Source organism: Winogradskyella litoriviva (genome assembly GCF_013249065.1).
In the GTDB taxonomy this organism is placed as follows: Bacteria; Bacteroidota; Bacteroidia; order Flavobacteriales; family Flavobacteriaceae; genus Winogradskyella; species Winogradskyella litoriviva.
Genome location: NZ_JABRWQ010000008.1, coordinates 153,980 through 172,411, shown reverse-complemented (window position 1 = coordinate 172,411; position 18,432 = coordinate 153,980). Strand labels below are relative to the sequence as shown.

Below are 18,432 nucleotides of genomic sequence, written 5' to 3'. Positions count from 1 at the left end.
TGAAATCTGTAGCGGATTGAGTACCCAAAATAATCGGTGTTTGTTCGCTTAAATCAAACTCCTCAAAACCATCATTACTATCATCATCACATAACTCTAAATTAGAGGATGGGTTGATGGTGGGTTGACCTGATACATTTAAAGTAAAAGAAAGTACCTCATAACAACCGGTTTCTAAATATTCAACTCTAACATATATAATTTCTCCATCAGTACCAGAATAGCTAGAAGTATCTACTATTGCAGCAGTGTCGGCATCAGCGTCTGCCAATGAATTATGATAAGTAACAACTAAATCAGCAGTATTTGATGCACTTGCTAAAACAACCGCAGTATTTGACTCTAAATCGAAAATATAGGGAGGAATTCCTGTATCACATAAATATAAATTGTTTGGAACTTCAGTTACAATTTCTGGGTAAACTTCAACACAAACTTCTTCGGTATATTCACATCCAAAATCATCAGTTACTCTGTAAGTGTAACAATGTTGACCTGCTGTATCTGGAGATACAGTAATATCATTACCATTTACGTTTGTTATTGTTGGGTCAGCATCCCAAGCTTCTGATGTTATTACTGGTGTAAATGACAACTCAGGAGGTTGTAAATTAGGATCAAAATTAATTACCCAAGAAAATATTGTACCATCATCTACTGATAAATTATCAATAACCCTTATTGTCCAATCTCCATTTAGAGGACTTCCTAGTAAACTAGTAAAATCATCAACTGGAAGATATGTTCCTGGTGTCCAAGATGGACCAGGAGGATTAGAACCTGCTATTATTGTTGGTCCTTGATTCAATAATACAGATCCTGACAAAGAGAAACAATAATCTGCACCTTCTCCTGGTACTTGATTGTCTAAATTATTTGCACCACCAAAGTAAGTGCCTCCACCACCACGATCATACAAACTAGCAATTTGACCAGTAGGACTAATAATATCAATATCTAAGTCATTTGACCAAGAATGTTCCATATTAATACAAATTTCAACAATCTGATTTACGTCCGTTAAAGTTTGATTAGAATCATAACAATCTACCGTAATTGAAGTTTCATAAGTTGCTCCTGATTGATCTGGTAATACGGTGGTTCCACTAGCAGGAGGTGTACAATCATTAATAAATTCTACAGCATTAACTACTCCAGATATTGTAGTACTCTCTCCGTAACAAATATTTACTTCTGCTGCTTCAGTTCCTGTGAAATCAGGTTCTGTAGCCACTTGAATTACTTGATTAATTAAATTGGTATTAGAACAACCCTCTGTTATAACAGAAGTGTTGGTATCATTAATATTTAAATTAACAATATATACTCCTGGAGTGTCATAAGAAAATGTAGCGGTTTGACCCGATATTGTATTACCATCTCCAAGATCCCATTCGTAAGAAGCACCTGTTCCATCTAAAGAAAAATTACCACTACCTGTTAATGTAATCTCTTCATTAGGGCATACTCTAATATAACCATCTCCATTTGGTGTTGGCGAAAAGGTATCTATCTGTGAAGTAATTGTTTGACATGGTGTTAGACAAGAAATGTTAGCCACCCAACCTGTAGTATTCCCACTTTCATTAGACACAAATTGAATAGTTATACATCCACTTGTATTTTCTGGTGTTGCAGTAATTAAACCAGGACTATCAACACCTGTAAATGTACCAAATGCAGTAGCTGCGTCAACTGTATCACCATTATAAATGGTCATAACGTCATTATTTAATTGTGTATTAAAATCCGTAAAATCTATCTGAACTTTTTGTTCTGCATTTTCAGGACAAATAGTTAAAACAAAGTCTTCGTCATTTCCATAGGGTCCAAATTCTCCTCCAGAATCGTAAAAGACTCCTCCACATTGACTTACTGTTGCAGTTTGCATTATTACATCTTGCGCTACTACAATAGAAGAGAACAATAATGCTATAATTGTAATTAAATTTTTCATATTATAGGTCTTCTTATTGATATTGTGACTTAATTAAAATGTAGTAATTTGTATTATCAACATGATACAATGCTGCTGAACGTGAATAAAATCGAAAATTATATTTTAAAGGATTAAAATTCTCAGGATTAAATACTTCATCTCTTTCTACATCTTTCACAAAACTATTAAACATTGTTACCTCAGATAATAAGGTACAATCTTTAGTTTTAGTATCTTCAGAAACCAATTCTATTACAACTCTATTTCTAAGAATGTTCTTTACACTCAATAACCTAAAAGGATCACTGTATATATATTTCTCAGCATATTCCCCATAAACCTCATCAATTTGAGCACGTTCTAGTGCTGTTAATGGAAGTTTTACGTTATCTCTAAATTCTATAACAGGAAGTGGTTGCTGACCTTGTGATTTTTGACCAAACACCAATAAGGGAAGTAGTGCAAAGGCCATAATAGCAAATAGTTTTTTCATTATTTAAATGGATTTTTTAAAGTTTCGAAAATTAAGAAAATTTTGGCTAAACCATTGTTAATTCATCAAGGATATTGACATTTTAACGGTTTTAACTATATAACAGTTATATAAATATTTTCCCTACCCAATGGTTACTATTTTTATTGTTTATCTTTGCCACTTGCTTATAAAAACTGAAAAACAATTAATTAAGAGATGAAAATCGAAAGTGATTTTAACGATATAGACGCTTTAGGAGATGACCACATAGGTTCATCTAGTGACACACCTTTAAGAACAGACGCATTCAAACTTTCAGCTAATGAAAAAATTGAACTGATTAAAAGTGATGTAAAACATATTTTAGAAACTTTAGGCTTAGATCTTAATGATGATAGTTTAAAAGGAACACCAAATAGAGTAGCAAAAATGTTTGTTAACGAAATTTTTGGTGGATTAGACCCTAATAAAAAACCAAGTGCTTCAACTTTTGACAATAAATATAAATATGGTGAAATGCTTGTAGAAAAAAACATAACTGTGTATTCTACTTGCGAACATCATTTATTACCAATTGTAGGGAGAGCACATATTGCTTACATTTCTAATGGTACTGTAGTTGGTCTATCTAAAATGAATAGAATTGTAGATTATTATTCTAAAAGACCTCAAGTACAAGAACGATTAACAATTCAAATCGTAAAAGAACTCCAATCTGTTTTAAACACCGAAGACGTAGCCTGTGTAATTGATGCAAAACACTTGTGTGTAAACTCTAGAGGCATAAGAGATATTGAAAGTAGTACGGTTACATCAGAATTTGGAGGAAAATTCAAAGAAAAAGAAACTCGAAGAGAACTGCTCGATTACATTCAATTAGATACTCAGTTTTAATTCAATTTACATTTTTCAAAATAGCATCATGTCATTATATAATACACAAAAATTAAAAATTTACAATACGCTTACTGGCGAAAAAGATGTTTTTCAACCTATAACAGAAGGCCATGTTGGTATGTACGTTTGTGGACCTACGGTTTATAGCAATGTACATTTAGGAAATGTGAGAACGTTTATGTCTTTTGATATGATTTTTCGCTACCTCAAACATTTAGGTTATAAAGTACGGTATGTACGCAATATTACAGATGCTGGCCATTTAGAAAATGATGCTGATGTGGGCGAAGACAAAATCACTAAAAAAGCACGTTTAGAAGCTATAGAACCTATGGAAATAGTACAACGCTATACCGTAGATTTTCATAATGTTCTAAACACCTTTAACTTTTTGCCACCAAGCATAGAGCCTACTGCAACTGGTCATATCATAGAACAGATAGGTTTAATACAGGATATAATTGATAATGGTTTTGCATATATTGTTAATGGCTCTGTGTATTTTGATGTTCATAAATACAATGAATCTAACGAATACGGTATTTTAAGTAAGCGTAAGCTTGAAGACTTAATACATAATACACGCGCACTCGATGGACAAAGCGACAAAAAAAATCCTCAAGATTTTGCACTTTGGAAAAAAGCAGAACCTTCGCACATTATGCGTTGGCCATCACCATGGAGTGACGGTTTTCCTGGTTGGCATCTAGAATGTACAGCAATGAGCACTAAATATCTTGGAGATTATTTTGACATCCATGGTGGTGGAATGGATTTAAAATTTCCGCATCACGAATGTGAAATAGCTCAAAACCAAGCAGCAAAAGGGCAAGCACCTGTAAAATATTGGATGCATGCCAATATGCTAGAACTTAATGGTGCTCGTATGAGTAAAGCTACAGGGAATTATATAAACCCTGCAGAATTACTATCTGGAGAGAATGATATTATGTCTAAAGCCTATAACCCAAGTGTTATTCGCTTTTTTATGATGCAAGCCTCTTATAGAAGTATATTAGATTTAACAGATGCTGGTTTGGCAGCTGCCGAAAAAGGCTTTCATAAACTTATGGATGCAATTAGCTTAATTGACAACTTAAAAACAAGTTCTTCATCTTCGTTTAATGTAGCAGAATGGAAACAGAAATGTTACAATGCTATGAACGACGATTTTAATACGCCTATTTTAATTGCTACTCTTTTTGAAGCTGTAAAAATTATTAATTTAGTTAAAGATGGAAAAGCAACAATTACGGCAGAAGACTTAGTAAGTTTAAAAGAAACTATTTACACTTTTGTTTTTGATGTTCTTGGTTTGGTAAATATTTCTAAAGAAAATTCGCGTAGTGATAAATTAGCAAGTGCAGTTGAAATATTAATTAACCTTAGAAAAGAAGCACGCTTAAATAAAGATTTTGCGTTATCTGATAAGATTAGAGACGAATTAGCCGAAGCCGGAATTCAACTCAATGATAGTAGGGAAGGAACAACTTTTACGACTAATTAAATAGTGAAAAAGCTATTAACATATCCATTTCTATTTTTAATAAAAATTTATCAAACTGTAATTTCTCCTTTTACGCCAGCGACATGTAGATACCAACCAACGTGTTCTCACTATGCAAAAGAAGCTTTAGAAGTACATGGTTTTTTTAAAGGTGGTTGGTTAGCTATAAAAAGAATTTTTAGTTGTCATCCTTGGGGCGGAAAAGGTTACGACCCAGTTCCTCCAAAAGAAGATTAATATTACGTTAATCCTGTATTCAAAACCCTTCAAAATATTATCTTTACCACATAAATAGAATATCTATGTTTTTATTACAGATTGAATGGGATCCTATAAAGTATATTGACTTAGGGTTTTTTAAACTTCATTTCTACAGTCTAATGTGGATTACGGCCTTTATTATAGGTTTTAGTATTATGAAGCGTATTTACAAAAACGAAGGTGAATCTGAAGAATCCTTAGACTCATTGTTTATCTACTCTGTATTAGGTATTATGCTTGGTGCAAGATTAGGTCATGTTATTTTCTATCAATCTGAATTGATTACTGAAGATTTTTTCAGCATCTTTTTACCTTTTAAGTTTAAAGGCGGATTTGAGTTTACTGGCTTTCAAGGTTTAGCCAGTCATGGAGCCGCAATTGCTATGATAATTTCGATGTACCTGTACAATAAAAAGGTATTGCACAAAACGGTACTATGGATTTTAGACCGTGTAGTTATACCTGTAGCATCAGGTGCCGTATTTGTTAGAATTGGTAACTTTATTAATTCTGAAATTATAGGTAAAGAAACCGGAAGTGATTTTGGAGTAGTATTTAAACAATTGGGAGAAACGGAACCTAGACATCCTGCACAACTTTATGAAGCATTCTGTTACATTTTTGTTTTCTTAATTCTTTTTTATTTTTACTGGAAAACTAAAAAATCCGAACAACAAGGCTTTCTGTTTGGACTCTTTTTAGTCTTACTATGGACCATTAGATTCTTTGTAGAGTTTGTAAAAGAAGCACAAGTTGAAGGACGAGATGATTATATTTCATTTATGAATACAGGACAAGTTTTAAGCGTTCCTTTTATTTTAATTGGTTTATACTTTATGTTTTTCTACAAACCTAAAACAAATTTGAATTAATGCGATTCCTAACTTTTTTAAGAGTTTCAATAGTTGTTTTAACACTTACTGTCTTTTTTGCATGCACAGAAGATAAAACCAAAAAATCGGAAGACAAGGTAATTGTTAGTTTTAAAAAAGAAGGTACGCTGACTATTAAAAAAGCCAGCACGGATTCTATTATAAATACTATTGATATTGAAATTGCTGATAACAACTATGAAACCGAAACAGGTTTAATGTATAGAACAAAGCTAGAAACTAATCATGGAATGCTCTTTATATTTCCAGATGTAGAATTTCGTAGTTTCTATATGAAGAACACTAAAATTCCTTTAGATATTATTTATATAGATGAATCCCTTTCTATTGTTAGTTTTCAAAAAAACGCAAAACCATTTGACGAGACTTCCCTCCCATCTGAAGCACCAGCTAAGTATGTTTTAGAAATTAATGGTGGATTGTCTGATGAATGGCAACTAGATGTTGGAGACAAGATAAGCTACACCACATTAATAAATGATTAAAGGGTTAGATCTAAATATTACTACACCCTTAGGACATCAATTAGGTATTACGGTTTTTAAACCTAAATCTTCAAATCAAAAAAGTATAATTATTTCTTCTGCCACAGGAGTTCTTCAGCATTACTACTTTAAATTTTCAACATACTTTGCCGAGTTAGGCTATACAGTTTATACTTTTGATTATTCTGGAATTGGGAAATCTAACAAGAATAGATCACAATTAAAATCGAGTAAAGTCGATTTAAAAACTTGGGGCGAAAACGACCAAGCTTCAGTTATTGACTACGCTAAACTCCAAAATGCAGATCATAAAATAATATTAATAACACATAGCATTGGTGGCCAACTTTTAGCATTCAATAAAAATGCCACAAAAATAGATACCATTATTACTGTAGCGTCGCAAAGTGGATATTGGAACCATTGGAAAGGTTTTGAGCGCTTTAAAATGATTACGTTTTGGTATGTGTTAATTCCTGTTTTAACGCCTTTATTTGGTTATTTTCCGGCGAAAAAAATAGGGCTTTTTGAAAATCTACCAAAGCTCGTAGCCTATCAATGGAGCGGTTGGGGAAAATACAAAGCATATATGTTGAGTGAGTTTAATTTTGAAGAACTTCAATTTAAAAACTATAAAAACAACTTACTTGCTTTAAGTTTCCCAAAGGACCAATTTGCATCAAAATCTTCAGTAGATTGGCTAACTAAACAATTTAAAAATGCACATATTGACAGAAGGCATATAATTCCTAGTGACTTAGGTATTCCAAATATTGGTCACTTCGGATTCTTTAGACCTCAATTTAAAGATTCGTTATGGCAAATAGCGCATACATGGATTGAGGATAATTCTTAAACAATCATATTCCCAATTTAAAATTTTAGAATAAAAAAAGCCTTTCAATTAAGAAAGGCCTTTTTTATTCTAAAATAGAATTGTACTTATCTACAAAGCTTAAGCGTCTTCTTCAACCTCTTTCACTTTTTTCTTAAGTGCATCAGTTGCGTTTCCTTTCTTAGCTGTATCATACATTATTGGTGTTGCAATAAATACAGAAGAATATGTACCTACAATTACACCTACAATTAATGCAAATAATAAATCCTTAAGTGAATCTGCACCAAACAAGAACATTGCTAATAACACCACTAATGTTGTTAACGATGTATTTAACGTTCTTGAGATTGTACTATTAATAGACTTATTAATTGTTGTTTCAAAATTCCAACCAAAGTTTTCATTAAAGTATTCTCTAATTCTATCGAAAACAACAACGGTATCATTTAGGGAGTAACCAATTACAGTTAAAATTGCCGCAATAAAGGTTTGATCAATCTCCATACTAAATGGCATAAAACGCCATGTTAATGAGTAGATACCTAATACAATTAATACATCATGGAAAACTGCAGCTACAGCTCCAAGAGAGAACTGCCATTTCTTAAATCTTAATAAGATATATAAGAACACAACTACTAATGATCCTAATATGGCCCAAACTGATGATTTTTGAATATCATCTGCAATGGTTGGACTTACTTTACTAGATAACATTTTACCTATTTTCTTGTCTCCTGATCCATCTAAGAATTCAGAATAAGTCATTCCTGCTGGAAGATACTTTTGTAATGCTTTAAATAACATTGACTGCACTTCTTCATCAGCTTCAATAGAACTATCTTCTACTTTGTATTTTGTAGAAATTTTTAATTGATTTGGACCACCAATAGTTTTAACTTCAGCACTTTCAAAAATAGCATGAAGATCAGTTTTAACTTCTTCAACACTCATGTCTTGATCAAAACGTACTTGGTACGTTCTTCCTCCTACAAAATCAATACCTTGATCCAATCCTATTGTGAAAAGAGAACCTAAACTTGCTAAAATTAACGCTCCAGACAAAATATAAGCAAACTTTCTTTTTCTTAAGAAATCGATATTTACATTCTTAAACAAGTTCTTAGTTAAGCCTGTAGAAAATTCTAAATTACCACCTCTATTTACATACCAATCTACTAATAAACGCGTAATAAAAATCGCAGTAAATAATGATGTTAAAATACCAATGATTAATGTTGTTGCGAAACCTTTAATTGGCCCTGTACCAAATACAAATAATATTAAAGCGGTTAAACCTGTGGTAATGTTTGCATCTAAAATAGAGGACAACGCATTAGAAAAACCATCTTTAATAGACTCTTTTTGAGATTTTCCTTTTGCCAATTCCTCCCTAATACGCTCAAATATAAGAACGTTTGCATCAACAGAGATACCAATAGTTAATACAATACCTGCTATACCAGGCAATGTTAATACAGCTCCTAAACTTGCTAAAACACCAAAGATTAATAAGATGTTTAAAAGTAAAGCGATATCTGCAAATCCACCTGCTTTACCATAATAGAAAATCATCCATATTAATACAAAAGCTAATGCAATAACAAAAGATAGCATACCACTATCAATAGCTTCTTGACCTAAAGATGGCCCAACCTCATCTGCTTGTACAATCTGAGCAGATGCAGGTAATTTACCCGCTCTTAAAACGTTGGCTAAATCTACAGCCTCTGCCATTGTAAATGAACCAGAAATCTGTGATCTACCACCAGAAATTCCACCTGCTTGTGTAACACCTGGAGCAGAATAAACAATATTATCTAATACAATAGCAATATTGCCATCTGTTTCGTTGGCTTCTTTGGTCATTTCTTCCCAAATCTTAGCACCTCTTGCGTCCATTTGCATGCTTACTGCTGGTCTACTTACTTGGTCGTAATCTTGATCAGCACCAGTAATAACTGCACCACTTAATCTTGGCTCATTATCTCTATTACCTTTTAATGCGTATAACTCAGAATATTCTGAATCTTCCGACTGTAATCCCCAAGCAAACTTTACATATCGCATTTCTGCTGGTAAAGACGCTCTGTTTTTAGAAGCATTTAAATGCTCTAAGACTTTTTCTCTATCCTTTTTTAAGAAGATTCCGATAACAGAACCACCTCTTCCAAATTCTTGAATACCTATTGGATATATATCTGCTAAACTAGTTGTAGCAGTAGAATCAGTTTCTACCTGACCTGTTAAATCATCAATCGCATCTGAAGCGTCATTGTCATCTTCCTGCACTTCAGCAACATCCTCTTTAACCTCTTTCTTTTTATTCTCTTCAACCAATTTTTGGTTTACTTCCATTATATATGGTAAAACCTCTTGCGCTTTGTAAGTTTCCCAAAACTGTAACTGTGCTGTTTTAGTTACTAAATCTTTAACACGCTCAATGTCTTTTGCTCCAGGTAATTCTAAAAGAATACGACCTGTATTTCCTAAACGTTGAATGTTTGGAGACGTTACACCAAACTTATCAATACGCTTACGTAACACTTCAAAAGCAGATACTATAGATTCATCAATTTTAGTTTCAATGATACCCTTTACTTCGTTATCTGACATATCGAATTTAATCTCATCACTCAAAGTTCTATTTGCAAAAATATCTGGTGACGCTAATTTTGTATCTCCTTTTATAGCATCAAATGCCGTGAAGAAAGATTGTAAATAAGAATCTTGAGAATCTTTTTGTAATTCTTCGGCATCATCTAAAGCCTTATTAAATAAAGGATCTTTACTATTATCTGACAATCCTTTTAAGATATCTCTAACTGAAATTTGAAGAATAACATTAATACCACCTTTAAGGTCTAAACCTAAATTCATGGCATTATTTTCTACTTCATTATAATCGTATTGAGCTACGCCTAATAGGTTATACACATCAATAGATTCAAACTTATCTCCTACTTTTATTTTAGAAGTTTTTAAAGAATCTAAATAACGTGCTTCTTCTACGTTTCTCTTATATTGGTAGTCATCTACAGTGTCTGCATACTTTGCTATTGCTGCTTCTTTTGCAGTATCTTCAATTTGATTGGCCTTAAAAGTAAATGATAATTGATAGATACTTACCAAACCAAATAAAAGCGCAAATAGCTTAATTATTCCTTTGTTTTGCATTGTTGTTGTTTTTTAATGTCGAATTGTTAGTTAATTACGATAGTTATTGAAACTAGCGCGCAAATATAACTTTTACACTATAATCCGACAATGTTTTTTATAAATTAGATGTTTAGCTTTTTGATTGACAAAAGCTTAATGAATTGAAGTGGAATTATTTTAGATTTAAAATTCCTTAAACCATAGGTCCTGCTCTTACTTCTGGAATTTTGTAAGATGAATTATTTTTAACTATTGCAACAACTTTATAAGCTTCTACAATAGTATTTAAAACGTGATTATTTAATTCTGAATCAATTGGATTACCAGAATCATGAACTTTTAAAGTATTAGAATGGTCAGTCTTATTATTAAACTCAGTAACTTGAGTTCCTTCAAAATCCCAAGTATTTGTGGTACTGGTTTTAATTTCTGAAACATTAAGCTTGTAACCCTTTACATTTTGTTCTTTTGGGAATTTGCTTGAAGATTCATCTGAAGCATTGTAAGCTACTTTAAGATTTTCTACTTTAAAAAGAACATTCTTAATATGCGCAACATCAGTATCACTATGGTATGTAATTCTTAGTTGACCACTATCATTTTGTCCTATTTTAATTAGAGTAGCACCAATACTTTGCAGTTTGGTTTGGATTGCTTCAATCGCATTTTCGCTTTCCTCAACTGAAATCGCATTGTTTGAAAACTGAATTACAATTTGTTGATTGGGTACAGTTGTTTTCTCAACAAACGTTCCAAAAAACGCTAAGAGAATAGCTATTAACCCAAAATACAATCTGGTTTTCATGTGTCAAATATAGACAAAAAAATACTCCCGAATGTTATCGAGAGTATTTCTATAATCTTTATTAAGTATTAACATTAATAAATTGATACTTATAGTTCTAAAAGACCATTTGTTTTTTTAACTCCTTCTGCACTCTCTGCCATATGTGCTTTTTCTGCATCACTTAAAGGAACATCTACAATCTTCTCAATTCCGTTTCTACCTAAAACAACTGGCACACCAATACAAAGGTCACTTAATCCGTATTCTCCGTCTAATAAAGTAGAACATGGGAAAATTTTCTTTTGGTCGCAAGCAATTGCTTGAACTAAACCACTAACTGCAGCACCTGGAGCATACCAAGCTGAAGTTCCTAATAATTTAGTTAATGTTGCACCACCCACTTTAGTATCTGCTGCAACTTGCTCTAAACGCTCTTCTGTTAAAAATTCAGAAACTTTAATACTGTTTCTTGTTGCATGAGAAGTTAATGGTACCATACCTTTATCACTATGTCCACCAATTACCATTCCGTCTACATCGCTAATTGGAGCTTCTAAAGCTTCCGCTAATCTGTATTTAAAACGAGCAGAATCTAAAGCGCCACCCATACCAATAATTCTATGTTTTGGTAAACCTGTAGATTTATGAGCTAAATATGTCATAGTATCCATTGGGTTACTTACTACAATAAGAATAGTATTTGGAGAATGCTCCACTAAACTTTTAGATACTGTTTTCACGATTCCTGCATTAATACCTATTAACTCTTCACGAGTCATACCAGGTTTACGAGGAATACCAGAGGTTATTACACAAATATCACTATTTGCAGTTTTAGAATAATCATTGGTGCTTCCTGTAATTTTAGTGTCAAATCCGTTTAAGGATGCACACTGCATTAAATCCATTGCTTTTCCTTCTGCATAGCCTTCTTTTATATCTAGAATTACTACTTCTGAAGCAAAGTTTTTAATTGCAATATACTCTGCACAACTTGCGCCAACTGCACCTGCGCCTACTACGGTTACTTTCATATCTATATTATATTTTATCAGTTAAATAATTAAGTACACAAATTTAAGGTTTTAGGTTTTAATTTCCATGACATTAATCATAGTATTCAAATAAAAAAAAAGAGCAATCTTAGGATTGCTCTTTTTTAAATTTTATAATTGATATTTACCTAAAGCTGAAAGCAATACCAGCTGTCGCTGTATCATAATTTTGGAATGTATAATCTGCGAATATTTTAAAAACACCAAGATTAAATCGCATACCTAAGGTTGCCCTCATTCCATTAGATTCAAAATCTAAATTTATTGGATCTGTAATAGATTCATTAACTGTCCCTAGTTGATTACCGTTATTATCCTCCACATCGTATGTTAACATATAATCACCTTTCATTTTAGCAGTTGTTTTACCATTGTTATAACCTGCACTTCCATAAAAAGTAATTAATTTAAAGTCTAAAGAAGCTAAAGCCTGAACTGTCCATGTATTCATTTTAAATTCTGCTTCACCATTAACCACTTCAACATTATCTGTAGCATCTTCATCTTTCATATCATAGACAACACTCATGTTAGTAAATGCACCCAAAACAGAAATACTTAAAGGCGATTTATCTACAACACCTAAATATTGAGTTAAATCATGCTGTAAACCAAATCCAATTAATTTTGCTTCAACATCATCATACCTTTGCGTAGGGACAAAACGTGCTTTAATATCTGTTTTAAAAGGCAAACCAAAACCTACCTGAACTGTTGGTGCTGGCACTGCATTTATTGGTAAATCTTCCGTAATTCCTCCTGGCATTGTAAAACTCACTACTTTATATGTACCGTTGTCATTAGGTATTTTAACATCTACCATCACCTCGGCATCATCCTCACTCATTATGGTTTGTAATTCTGTTTCGTTGTTTTGCAAGGAGAGATATGTATAATCACCTGGAACAAAAGCAAATGATTTAGCTTCTTCTGGTACTAATGACGCATTGAGGCCAATGGTTAAGTCAAAGCCAAATTTTTTATGAACTTTAGCGGTTGTTGCCCATCCACCATTCATGCTATACATTAATCCTTCCATTGCTGGATTTAGATAGTTTTGTGACAACAAACTAGCATCATCTGCTGCTAATATTATAGTCTCTAAGTCTTGAGCCTTAGCGAATTGAAAACTTATAATTAAAACAATTAAAGTGATTGAATTTTTCATATATCAAAGATTTAATTTGTTGTAAACATATAAAAATAATTTCAAAAACAACACTTTATCGTTTATTTTTACGTTTTATCGAATATCCTAATATGGAAAATAAAAAAAAGACACCCAATATTTGGATGTCTTTTTATAACTGTAAAAATACCTTAAGATGGCTATAACTTATGCATCAATATTAGCATAAATAGCATTCTTCTCAATAAACTCTCTACGTGGTGGCACTTCGTCTCCCATTAACATTGAGAAAACACGGTCTGCCTCTACTCCATTTTCTATATGAATTTGACGTAAAGTTCTAAACTCAGGATTCATTGTGGTATCCCAAAGTTGTTCTGCATTCATCTCTCCAAGACCTTTATAACGTTGAATTTTTGCGCCATCTCCATATTCATCTTGCAGTGCTTGACGCTCTTCATCATTCCATGCATATTGTTTTTTGGCTCCTTTTTTAACTAAATATAAAGGTGGTGTTGCAATATAAATATGGCCATTTTCAATCAACTCCTTCATATAACGGAAGAAGAACGTTAAGATTAAAGTTTCAATATGAGAACCGTCGATATCGGCATCACACATAATTACTATTTTATGGTATCTTAATTTTGAAAGATTAAGTTCCTTACTATCCTCTTCTGTACCAATAGTAACACCTAAAGCCGTAAAAATATTTTTAATTTCTTCGTTTTCAAAAACTTTATGGGTCATTGCTTTTTCTACATTAAGAATCTTACCACGCAATGGTAAAATTGCTTGAAAAGCCCTATCTCGACCTTGCTTTGCTGTTCCACCTGCCGAATCTCCCTCGACTAAATAAACCTCACATTTTGCAGGATCTTGCTCAGAACAATCAGATAATTTACCAGGTAAACCTCCTATACTCATTACCGTTTTACGCTGAACCATTTCACGAGCCTTTTGTGCTGCATGACGTGCTTGAGCCGCAAGAATCACTTTCTGTACAATAACCTTAGCATCTTCTGGATGCTCTTCTAAATAATCTGTTAACATTTCTGAAACCGACTGACTCACAGCGGCAGAAACTTCACGATTTCCTAACTTCGTTTTTGTTTGTCCTTCAAACTGTGGCTCTTGTACTTTTACAGATACAATTGCTGTAAGTCCCTCACGAAAATCATCTCCTGCAATATCAAACTTTAATTTATCTAACATACCAGATTCATCCGCATACTTTTTAAGTGTATGGGTTAATCCACGACGAAAACCAGAAAGATGTGTACCACCTTCATGGGTATTAATATTGTTTACGTACGAGTGTAAATTCTCAGCATAAGACGTATTATAAACCATGGCCACCTCAACAGGAACACCATTCTTTTCCCCTTCAAATGCAATAACATCTTTCATTAAAGGTTCGCGATTACCATCTAAGAATTTTATAAATTCTCTAAGACCTTCTTCAGAATGAAATGTTTCACCTTCAAATTCACCATCATCTTTTTTATGACGACGATCAATTAAATGAATAGTTATACCTTTATTTAAGTATGCTAATTCACGTAAACGACTTGCCAAAGTATCGTAACTATATTCTAATGTTTGAGTAAATATAGTTGGGTCTGGTTTAAAGGTTACTGTTGTACCTCTTTTATCAGTATCTCCAACAGATTTTACAGGATACATGGCTTTACCACGTTCATATTCTTGCTCGTAAATTTTACCTTTTCTAAAAACGGTAGCTTTAAGATGCTCAGATAATGCATTTACACAACTAACTCCAACTCCATGTAAACCACCAGAAACTTTATAAGAATCTTTATCAAATTTACCACCTGCACCAATTTTTGTCATTACAACCTCTAATGCAGATACACCTTCTTTTTTATGTAAATCTACAGGTATACCACGACCATCATCTTCTGTAGTAATAGAATTATCTTCATTTATTGTCACTGTAATATTATCACAATGACCAGCTAAGGCTTCATCAATAGAGTTATCCACAACTTCATAAACCAAATGGTGTAAACCTCTTACGCCAACATCTCCAATATACATGGATGGACGCATACGCACATGTTCCATACCTTCTAAGGCCTGAATACTATCTGCAGAATAATTATCCTTATTAAATTCTTCTTTCTTTTCGCTCATTATTTAAAATAAATTAAGTTCGATTTATCGCATAAAAAAATGACACTATTGTATCATTTTTGAATACTAACAAATATACAAATTAATAACGCTTTTAAAAAGCTTTTTATGCAATGAAGCTTATAATTATCAACATTTGTTAATTACCGCAAAAGTCTCTTAAAACGCTTAAAAAGCGCTTTAAATTAGATTTTGGTAAATTTAAATTGAATCAAAATATACCGTAAAAGACAAAATCTCGCAGAAGCGAGATTTTAAATCTTAAATTTATAAAAAACTATTCTAAATAGTCGTTTTTATAGGCTTTTATTAATACGCTTTATCATGCACATTAGCAATTGCTCTACCAGAAGGGTCATTCATGTTTTTAAATGCTTCATCCCATTCTAAAGCTGTTGCCGTACTACAAGCTACACTTGCTTCTTGTGGTACAGATAATGCTGCTGCATCACTAGGAAAATGACTTTCAAAAATACTTCTGTAATAATACTCTTCTTTATTTAAAGGTGTATTTATTGGGAAACGGAACGCTGCATTTTCTATTTGCTCATCTGTAACTTCTTTATCAACGAGTTCCTTTAAGGTATCAATCCAACTATAACCCACACCATCAGAAAACTGTTCTTTTTGTCTCCATGCTACGCTTTCTGGTATCATATCTTCAAATGCTTTGCGAACCACCCATTTTTCCATACGTTCACCATTAATCATCTTATCCTTTGGGTTGATGCGCATAGCAACATCCATAAATTCTTTATCTAAAAACGGTACACGTCCTTCTATTCCCCAAGCTGCTAAACTTTTGTTCGCTCTTAAGCAATCGTACATGTGAAGTTTATCTAATTTACGAACTGTTTCTTCATGAAACTCTTGAGCATTTGGTGCTTTATGAAAGTATAAATAACCTCCAAATATTTCATCTGCTCCTTCACCAGATAACACCATTTTTATACCCATAGATTTAATCACTCTTGCCATTAAATACATAGGAGTTGACGATCGTATTGTAGTAATATCATAAGTTTCTATGTTATAAATTACATCTTTAATAGCATCTAATCCTTCTTGTATTGTAAATTTTATTTCGTGATGAACCGTACCAATATGGTCTGCTACTTTTTTTGCAGCCGCTAAATCTGGAGACCCCTCTAAACCAACAGAAAAGGAGTGTAATTGTGGCCACCAAGCATCTGTTGTATCATCTGATTCTACACGTTTTTGAGCATATTTTTTTGCAATGGCTGATGTTACTGAAGAATCTAATCCACCTGATAATAAAACACCATAAGGTACATCACTCATTAATTGTCTATGCACAGCATCTTCTAACGCTTGCTTTACTTCTGCAATACTTGTTTCGTTGTCTTTTACTGCTTCATATTCCGTCCAGTCACGTTTGTACCATTTTACAAATTCTCCATCTTTGCTAGACATGTAATGCCCTGGAGGAAATAATTCTATTTTAGTACAAATACCTTCTAAAGCCTTTAATTCTGAAGCCACATAAAAAGTTCCGTTTTTATCCCAACCAATATATAGTGGAATGATTCCCATGTGATCTCTAGCAATAAAATATTCATCTTTTTCAGCATCATATATTGCGAAACCAAAAATACCATTTAGGTCATCTACAAAGTCGACTCCTTTTTCTTGGTAAAGTGCCAAAATTACTTCACAATCACTTTCAGTTTGAAAATCGTATTTACCTTCAAATTGTTTTCTAATTGCTCTATGGTTATAAATTTCACCATTAGCAGCTAATACTAATTTATTATCTGGACTAAACAAGGGTTGTTTCCCTGATGCTGGATCTACAATTGCCAAACGCTCATGAGCCATAATCACTTTATCGTCACTATAAATTCCGCTCCAATCTGGTCCACGATGACGAATTGCTTTTGCCATTTCTAAGACTTGAGGCCTTAAATCATCTACTTTTTGTTTTATATCAAACGCACATACTATTCCGCACATAACTTATTTTATATTTGAATTCGGGATTTAACCCGATGTTTAATTATTAATTCTGAAGCAAATATGATATAAAACTTTCATATTATAAACACAAATAGTTTTATTAGTTTCAAATTAAAACAAATTACACTTAATTAAAAACTAATTTAAAGCATCAGCTGTTAAAAAAGACGATTTAACTTTTAATCTGTAAATTTTATTAATTAATTTCGACTATTCGATTTTATATCATCTAACTTTACTAAAAACCACATTTTAAATTATGAAACATTTTAAATTAATTACAGCAGTTACTTTTGGGTTTGTTATGCTTTTCTCATTTCAGATGAACGCACAAGAATTTAGAGGCTTAGACAAAAGCCCTATGGATGCTGCGTCTTACCCAAGTTCTTATAAAGAATCAGATAAATTAGTTAAAATCACTTATAGTCGTCCACAACTAAAAGGACGTTCTGTAGATGAATTAGCTAAAGAAGGTGAAGTTTGGAGAACGGGAGCTAATGAAGCTGCAGAAATTACGTTTTACACAGATGTAAAACTTGGTGAAACTTTAATAAAAGCTGGTACCTATTCCTTTTTTGTAATTCCGGAAGCTTCAGAGTGGACAGCAATAATAAGTTCTGATATTAATGTTTGGGGAAGTTATTCTTATAAGGAAAAAAATGATGTAGCTCGCATTGTTGTACCTGTTACCGAAGGCAAAGAGTCTTTAGAAGCATTTTCTATTGCTTTTGATAAAAGTGATAATGGTATTAATATGCATTTAGGTTGGGGAACTTTAAGAGTTGCTGTGCCTTTTACTATATAATATAAGTATTTAGCAAAAAAAAGTTCCAATAATCAAATTGATTATTGGAACTTTTTTTTTGATTAAAT

15 protein-coding genes are annotated in these 18,432 nt (G+C 32.6%); 7 read left to right on the top strand and 8 right to left on the bottom strand.

Annotated elements, in window-relative coordinates; genetic code table 11:
• Both HNV10_RS16540 and HNV10_RS16535 read right to left on the bottom strand, forming a co-directional pair.
• The coding region (locus HNV10_RS16540) for a PKD domain-containing protein (protein ID WP_173302499.1) at window positions 1–1,957 on the bottom strand (1,957 nt) is incomplete at its 3' end.
• 13 nt (window positions 1,958–1,970) lie between these two features.
• Window positions 1,971–2,432, bottom strand: a complete 462-nt coding sequence (locus HNV10_RS16535) for a hypothetical protein (protein ID WP_173302498.1) — start codon at window positions 2,430–2,432, stop codon at window positions 1,971–1,973.
• Between the two features lie 198 nt (window positions 2,433–2,630).
• Here HNV10_RS16535 and folE point away from each other — a divergent pair, with 198 nt between their 5' ends.
• The 6 genes from folE (at window position 2,631) to HNV10_RS16505 (ending at window position 7,313) form a co-directional block, all read left to right on the top strand.
• The gene (gene folE, locus HNV10_RS16530; RefSeq protein WP_173302497.1) at window positions 2,631–3,308 is read left to right on the top strand and encodes a GTP cyclohydrolase I FolE; all 678 of its coding nucleotides are present in this window, start codon (window positions 2,631–2,633) and stop codon (window positions 3,306–3,308) included.
• A gap of 28 nt (window positions 3,309–3,336) precedes the next feature.
• A complete protein-coding gene (gene cysS, locus HNV10_RS16525) occupies window positions 3,337–4,818 on the top strand; it encodes a cysteine--tRNA ligase (RefSeq protein WP_173302496.1) in 1,482 nt (493 codons plus the stop codon).
• Window positions 4,819–4,821: 3 nt separating this feature from the next.
• Window positions 4,822–5,055, top strand: a complete 234-nt coding sequence (gene yidD, locus HNV10_RS16520) for a membrane protein insertion efficiency factor YidD (protein WP_173302495.1) — start codon at window positions 4,822–4,824, stop codon at window positions 5,053–5,055.
• 65 nt (window positions 5,056–5,120) lie between these two features.
• Window positions 5,121–5,951, top strand: a complete 831-nt coding sequence (gene lgt, locus HNV10_RS16515) for a prolipoprotein diacylglyceryl transferase (RefSeq protein WP_173302494.1) — start codon at window positions 5,121–5,123, stop codon at window positions 5,949–5,951.
• Window positions 5,951–6,457 (top strand): DUF192 domain-containing protein, encoded by a 507-nt coding sequence (locus HNV10_RS16510; protein WP_173302493.1) that lies wholly within the window; start codon window positions 5,951–5,953, stop codon window positions 6,455–6,457. Before lgt ends, HNV10_RS16510 begins: the two co-directional genes overlap by 1 nt.
• Window positions 6,450–7,313, top strand: coding sequence for an alpha/beta hydrolase family protein (locus HNV10_RS16505; RefSeq protein WP_173302492.1), 864 nt, complete (start codon window positions 6,450–6,452; stop codon window positions 7,311–7,313). The genes HNV10_RS16510 and HNV10_RS16505 overlap by 8 nt, the downstream gene beginning before the upstream one ends.
• A gap of 99 nt (window positions 7,314–7,412) precedes the next feature.
• Here the strand turns inward: HNV10_RS16505 and secDF are convergent, their stop codons facing one another.
• The 6 genes from secDF to asnB all read right to left on the bottom strand — a co-directional run bounded on the left by secDF (window position 7,413) and on the right by asnB (window position 17,556).
• A complete protein-coding gene (gene secDF, locus HNV10_RS16500) occupies window positions 7,413–10,472 on the bottom strand; it encodes a protein translocase subunit SecDF (RefSeq protein WP_173302491.1) in 3,060 nt (1,019 codons plus the stop codon).
• Between the two features lie 175 nt (window positions 10,473–10,647).
• Window positions 10,648–11,259, bottom strand: a complete 612-nt coding sequence (locus HNV10_RS16495; RefSeq protein WP_173302490.1) for a hypothetical protein — start codon at window positions 11,257–11,259, stop codon at window positions 10,648–10,650.
• 89 nt (window positions 11,260–11,348) lie between these two features.
• Window positions 11,349–12,275, bottom strand: a complete 927-nt coding sequence (mdh, locus tag HNV10_RS16490) for a malate dehydrogenase (RefSeq protein WP_173302489.1) — start codon at window positions 12,273–12,275, stop codon at window positions 11,349–11,351.
• Between the two features lie 145 nt (window positions 12,276–12,420).
• Window positions 12,421–13,464: a DUF6588 family protein gene (locus tag HNV10_RS16485; protein ID WP_173302488.1), complete on the bottom strand. Its 1,044-nt coding sequence runs from the start codon at window positions 13,462–13,464 to the stop codon at window positions 12,421–12,423.
• A 168-nt stretch (window positions 13,465–13,632) separates the two neighbouring features.
• Window positions 13,633–15,582 (bottom strand): DNA topoisomerase (ATP-hydrolyzing) subunit B, encoded by a 1,950-nt coding sequence (gene gyrB, locus HNV10_RS16480; RefSeq protein ID WP_173302487.1) that lies wholly within the window; start codon window positions 15,580–15,582, stop codon window positions 13,633–13,635.
• 309 nt (window positions 15,583–15,891) lie between these two features.
• Window positions 15,892–17,556, bottom strand: coding sequence for an asparagine synthase B (asnB, locus tag HNV10_RS16475; protein ID WP_173302486.1), 1,665 nt, complete (start codon window positions 17,554–17,556; stop codon window positions 15,892–15,894).
• 262 nt (window positions 17,557–17,818) lie between these two features.
• On the opposite strand from asnB, the gene HNV10_RS16470 reads away from it, so the two are divergent.
• Window positions 17,819–18,364: a DUF2911 domain-containing protein gene (locus HNV10_RS16470; protein WP_173302485.1), complete on the top strand. Its 546-nt coding sequence runs from the start codon at window positions 17,819–17,821 to the stop codon at window positions 18,362–18,364.
• Window positions 18,365–18,432 lie beyond the last annotated feature (68 nt).

Excerpts from the sequence above, each read along its gene's own strand:
- HNV10_RS16505 (WP_173302492.1), top strand. The coding sequence starts at position 6,450 with ATGATTAAAGGGTTAGATCTAAATATTACTACACCCTTAGGACATCAA.
- cysS (WP_173302496.1), top strand. The coding sequence starts at position 3,337 with ATGTCATTATATAATACACAAAAATTAAAAATTTACAATACGCTTACT.
- mdh (WP_173302489.1), bottom strand. The coding sequence starts at position 12,275 with ATGAAAGTAACCGTAGTAGGCGCAGGTGCAGTTGGCGCAAGTTGTGCA.
- gyrB (WP_173302487.1), bottom strand. The coding sequence starts at position 15,582 with ATGAGCGAAAAGAAAGAAGAATTTAATAAGGATAATTATTCTGCAGAT.
- secDF (WP_173302491.1), bottom strand. The coding sequence starts at position 10,472 with ATGCAAAACAAAGGAATAATTAAGCTATTTGCGCTTTTATTTGGTTTG.
- HNV10_RS16495 (WP_173302490.1), bottom strand. The coding sequence starts at position 11,259 with ATGAAAACCAGATTGTATTTTGGGTTAATAGCTATTCTCTTAGCGTTT.
- lgt (WP_173302494.1), top strand. The coding sequence starts at position 5,121 with ATGTTTTTATTACAGATTGAATGGGATCCTATAAAGTATATTGACTTA.
- HNV10_RS16535 (WP_173302498.1), bottom strand. The coding sequence starts at position 2,432 with ATGAAAAAACTATTTGCTATTATGGCCTTTGCACTACTTCCCTTATTG.
- HNV10_RS16510 (WP_173302493.1), top strand. The coding sequence starts at position 5,951 with ATGCGATTCCTAACTTTTTTAAGAGTTTCAATAGTTGTTTTAACACTT.
- asnB (WP_173302486.1), bottom strand. The coding sequence starts at position 17,556 with ATGTGCGGAATAGTATGTGCGTTTGATATAAAACAAAAAGTAGATGAT.
- HNV10_RS16470 (WP_173302485.1), top strand. The coding sequence starts at position 17,819 with ATGAAACATTTTAAATTAATTACAGCAGTTACTTTTGGGTTTGTTATG.
- folE (WP_173302497.1), top strand. The coding sequence starts at position 2,631 with ATGAAAATCGAAAGTGATTTTAACGATATAGACGCTTTAGGAGATGAC.
- HNV10_RS16485 (WP_173302488.1), bottom strand. The coding sequence starts at position 13,464 with ATGAAAAATTCAATCACTTTAATTGTTTTAATTATAAGTTTTCAATTC.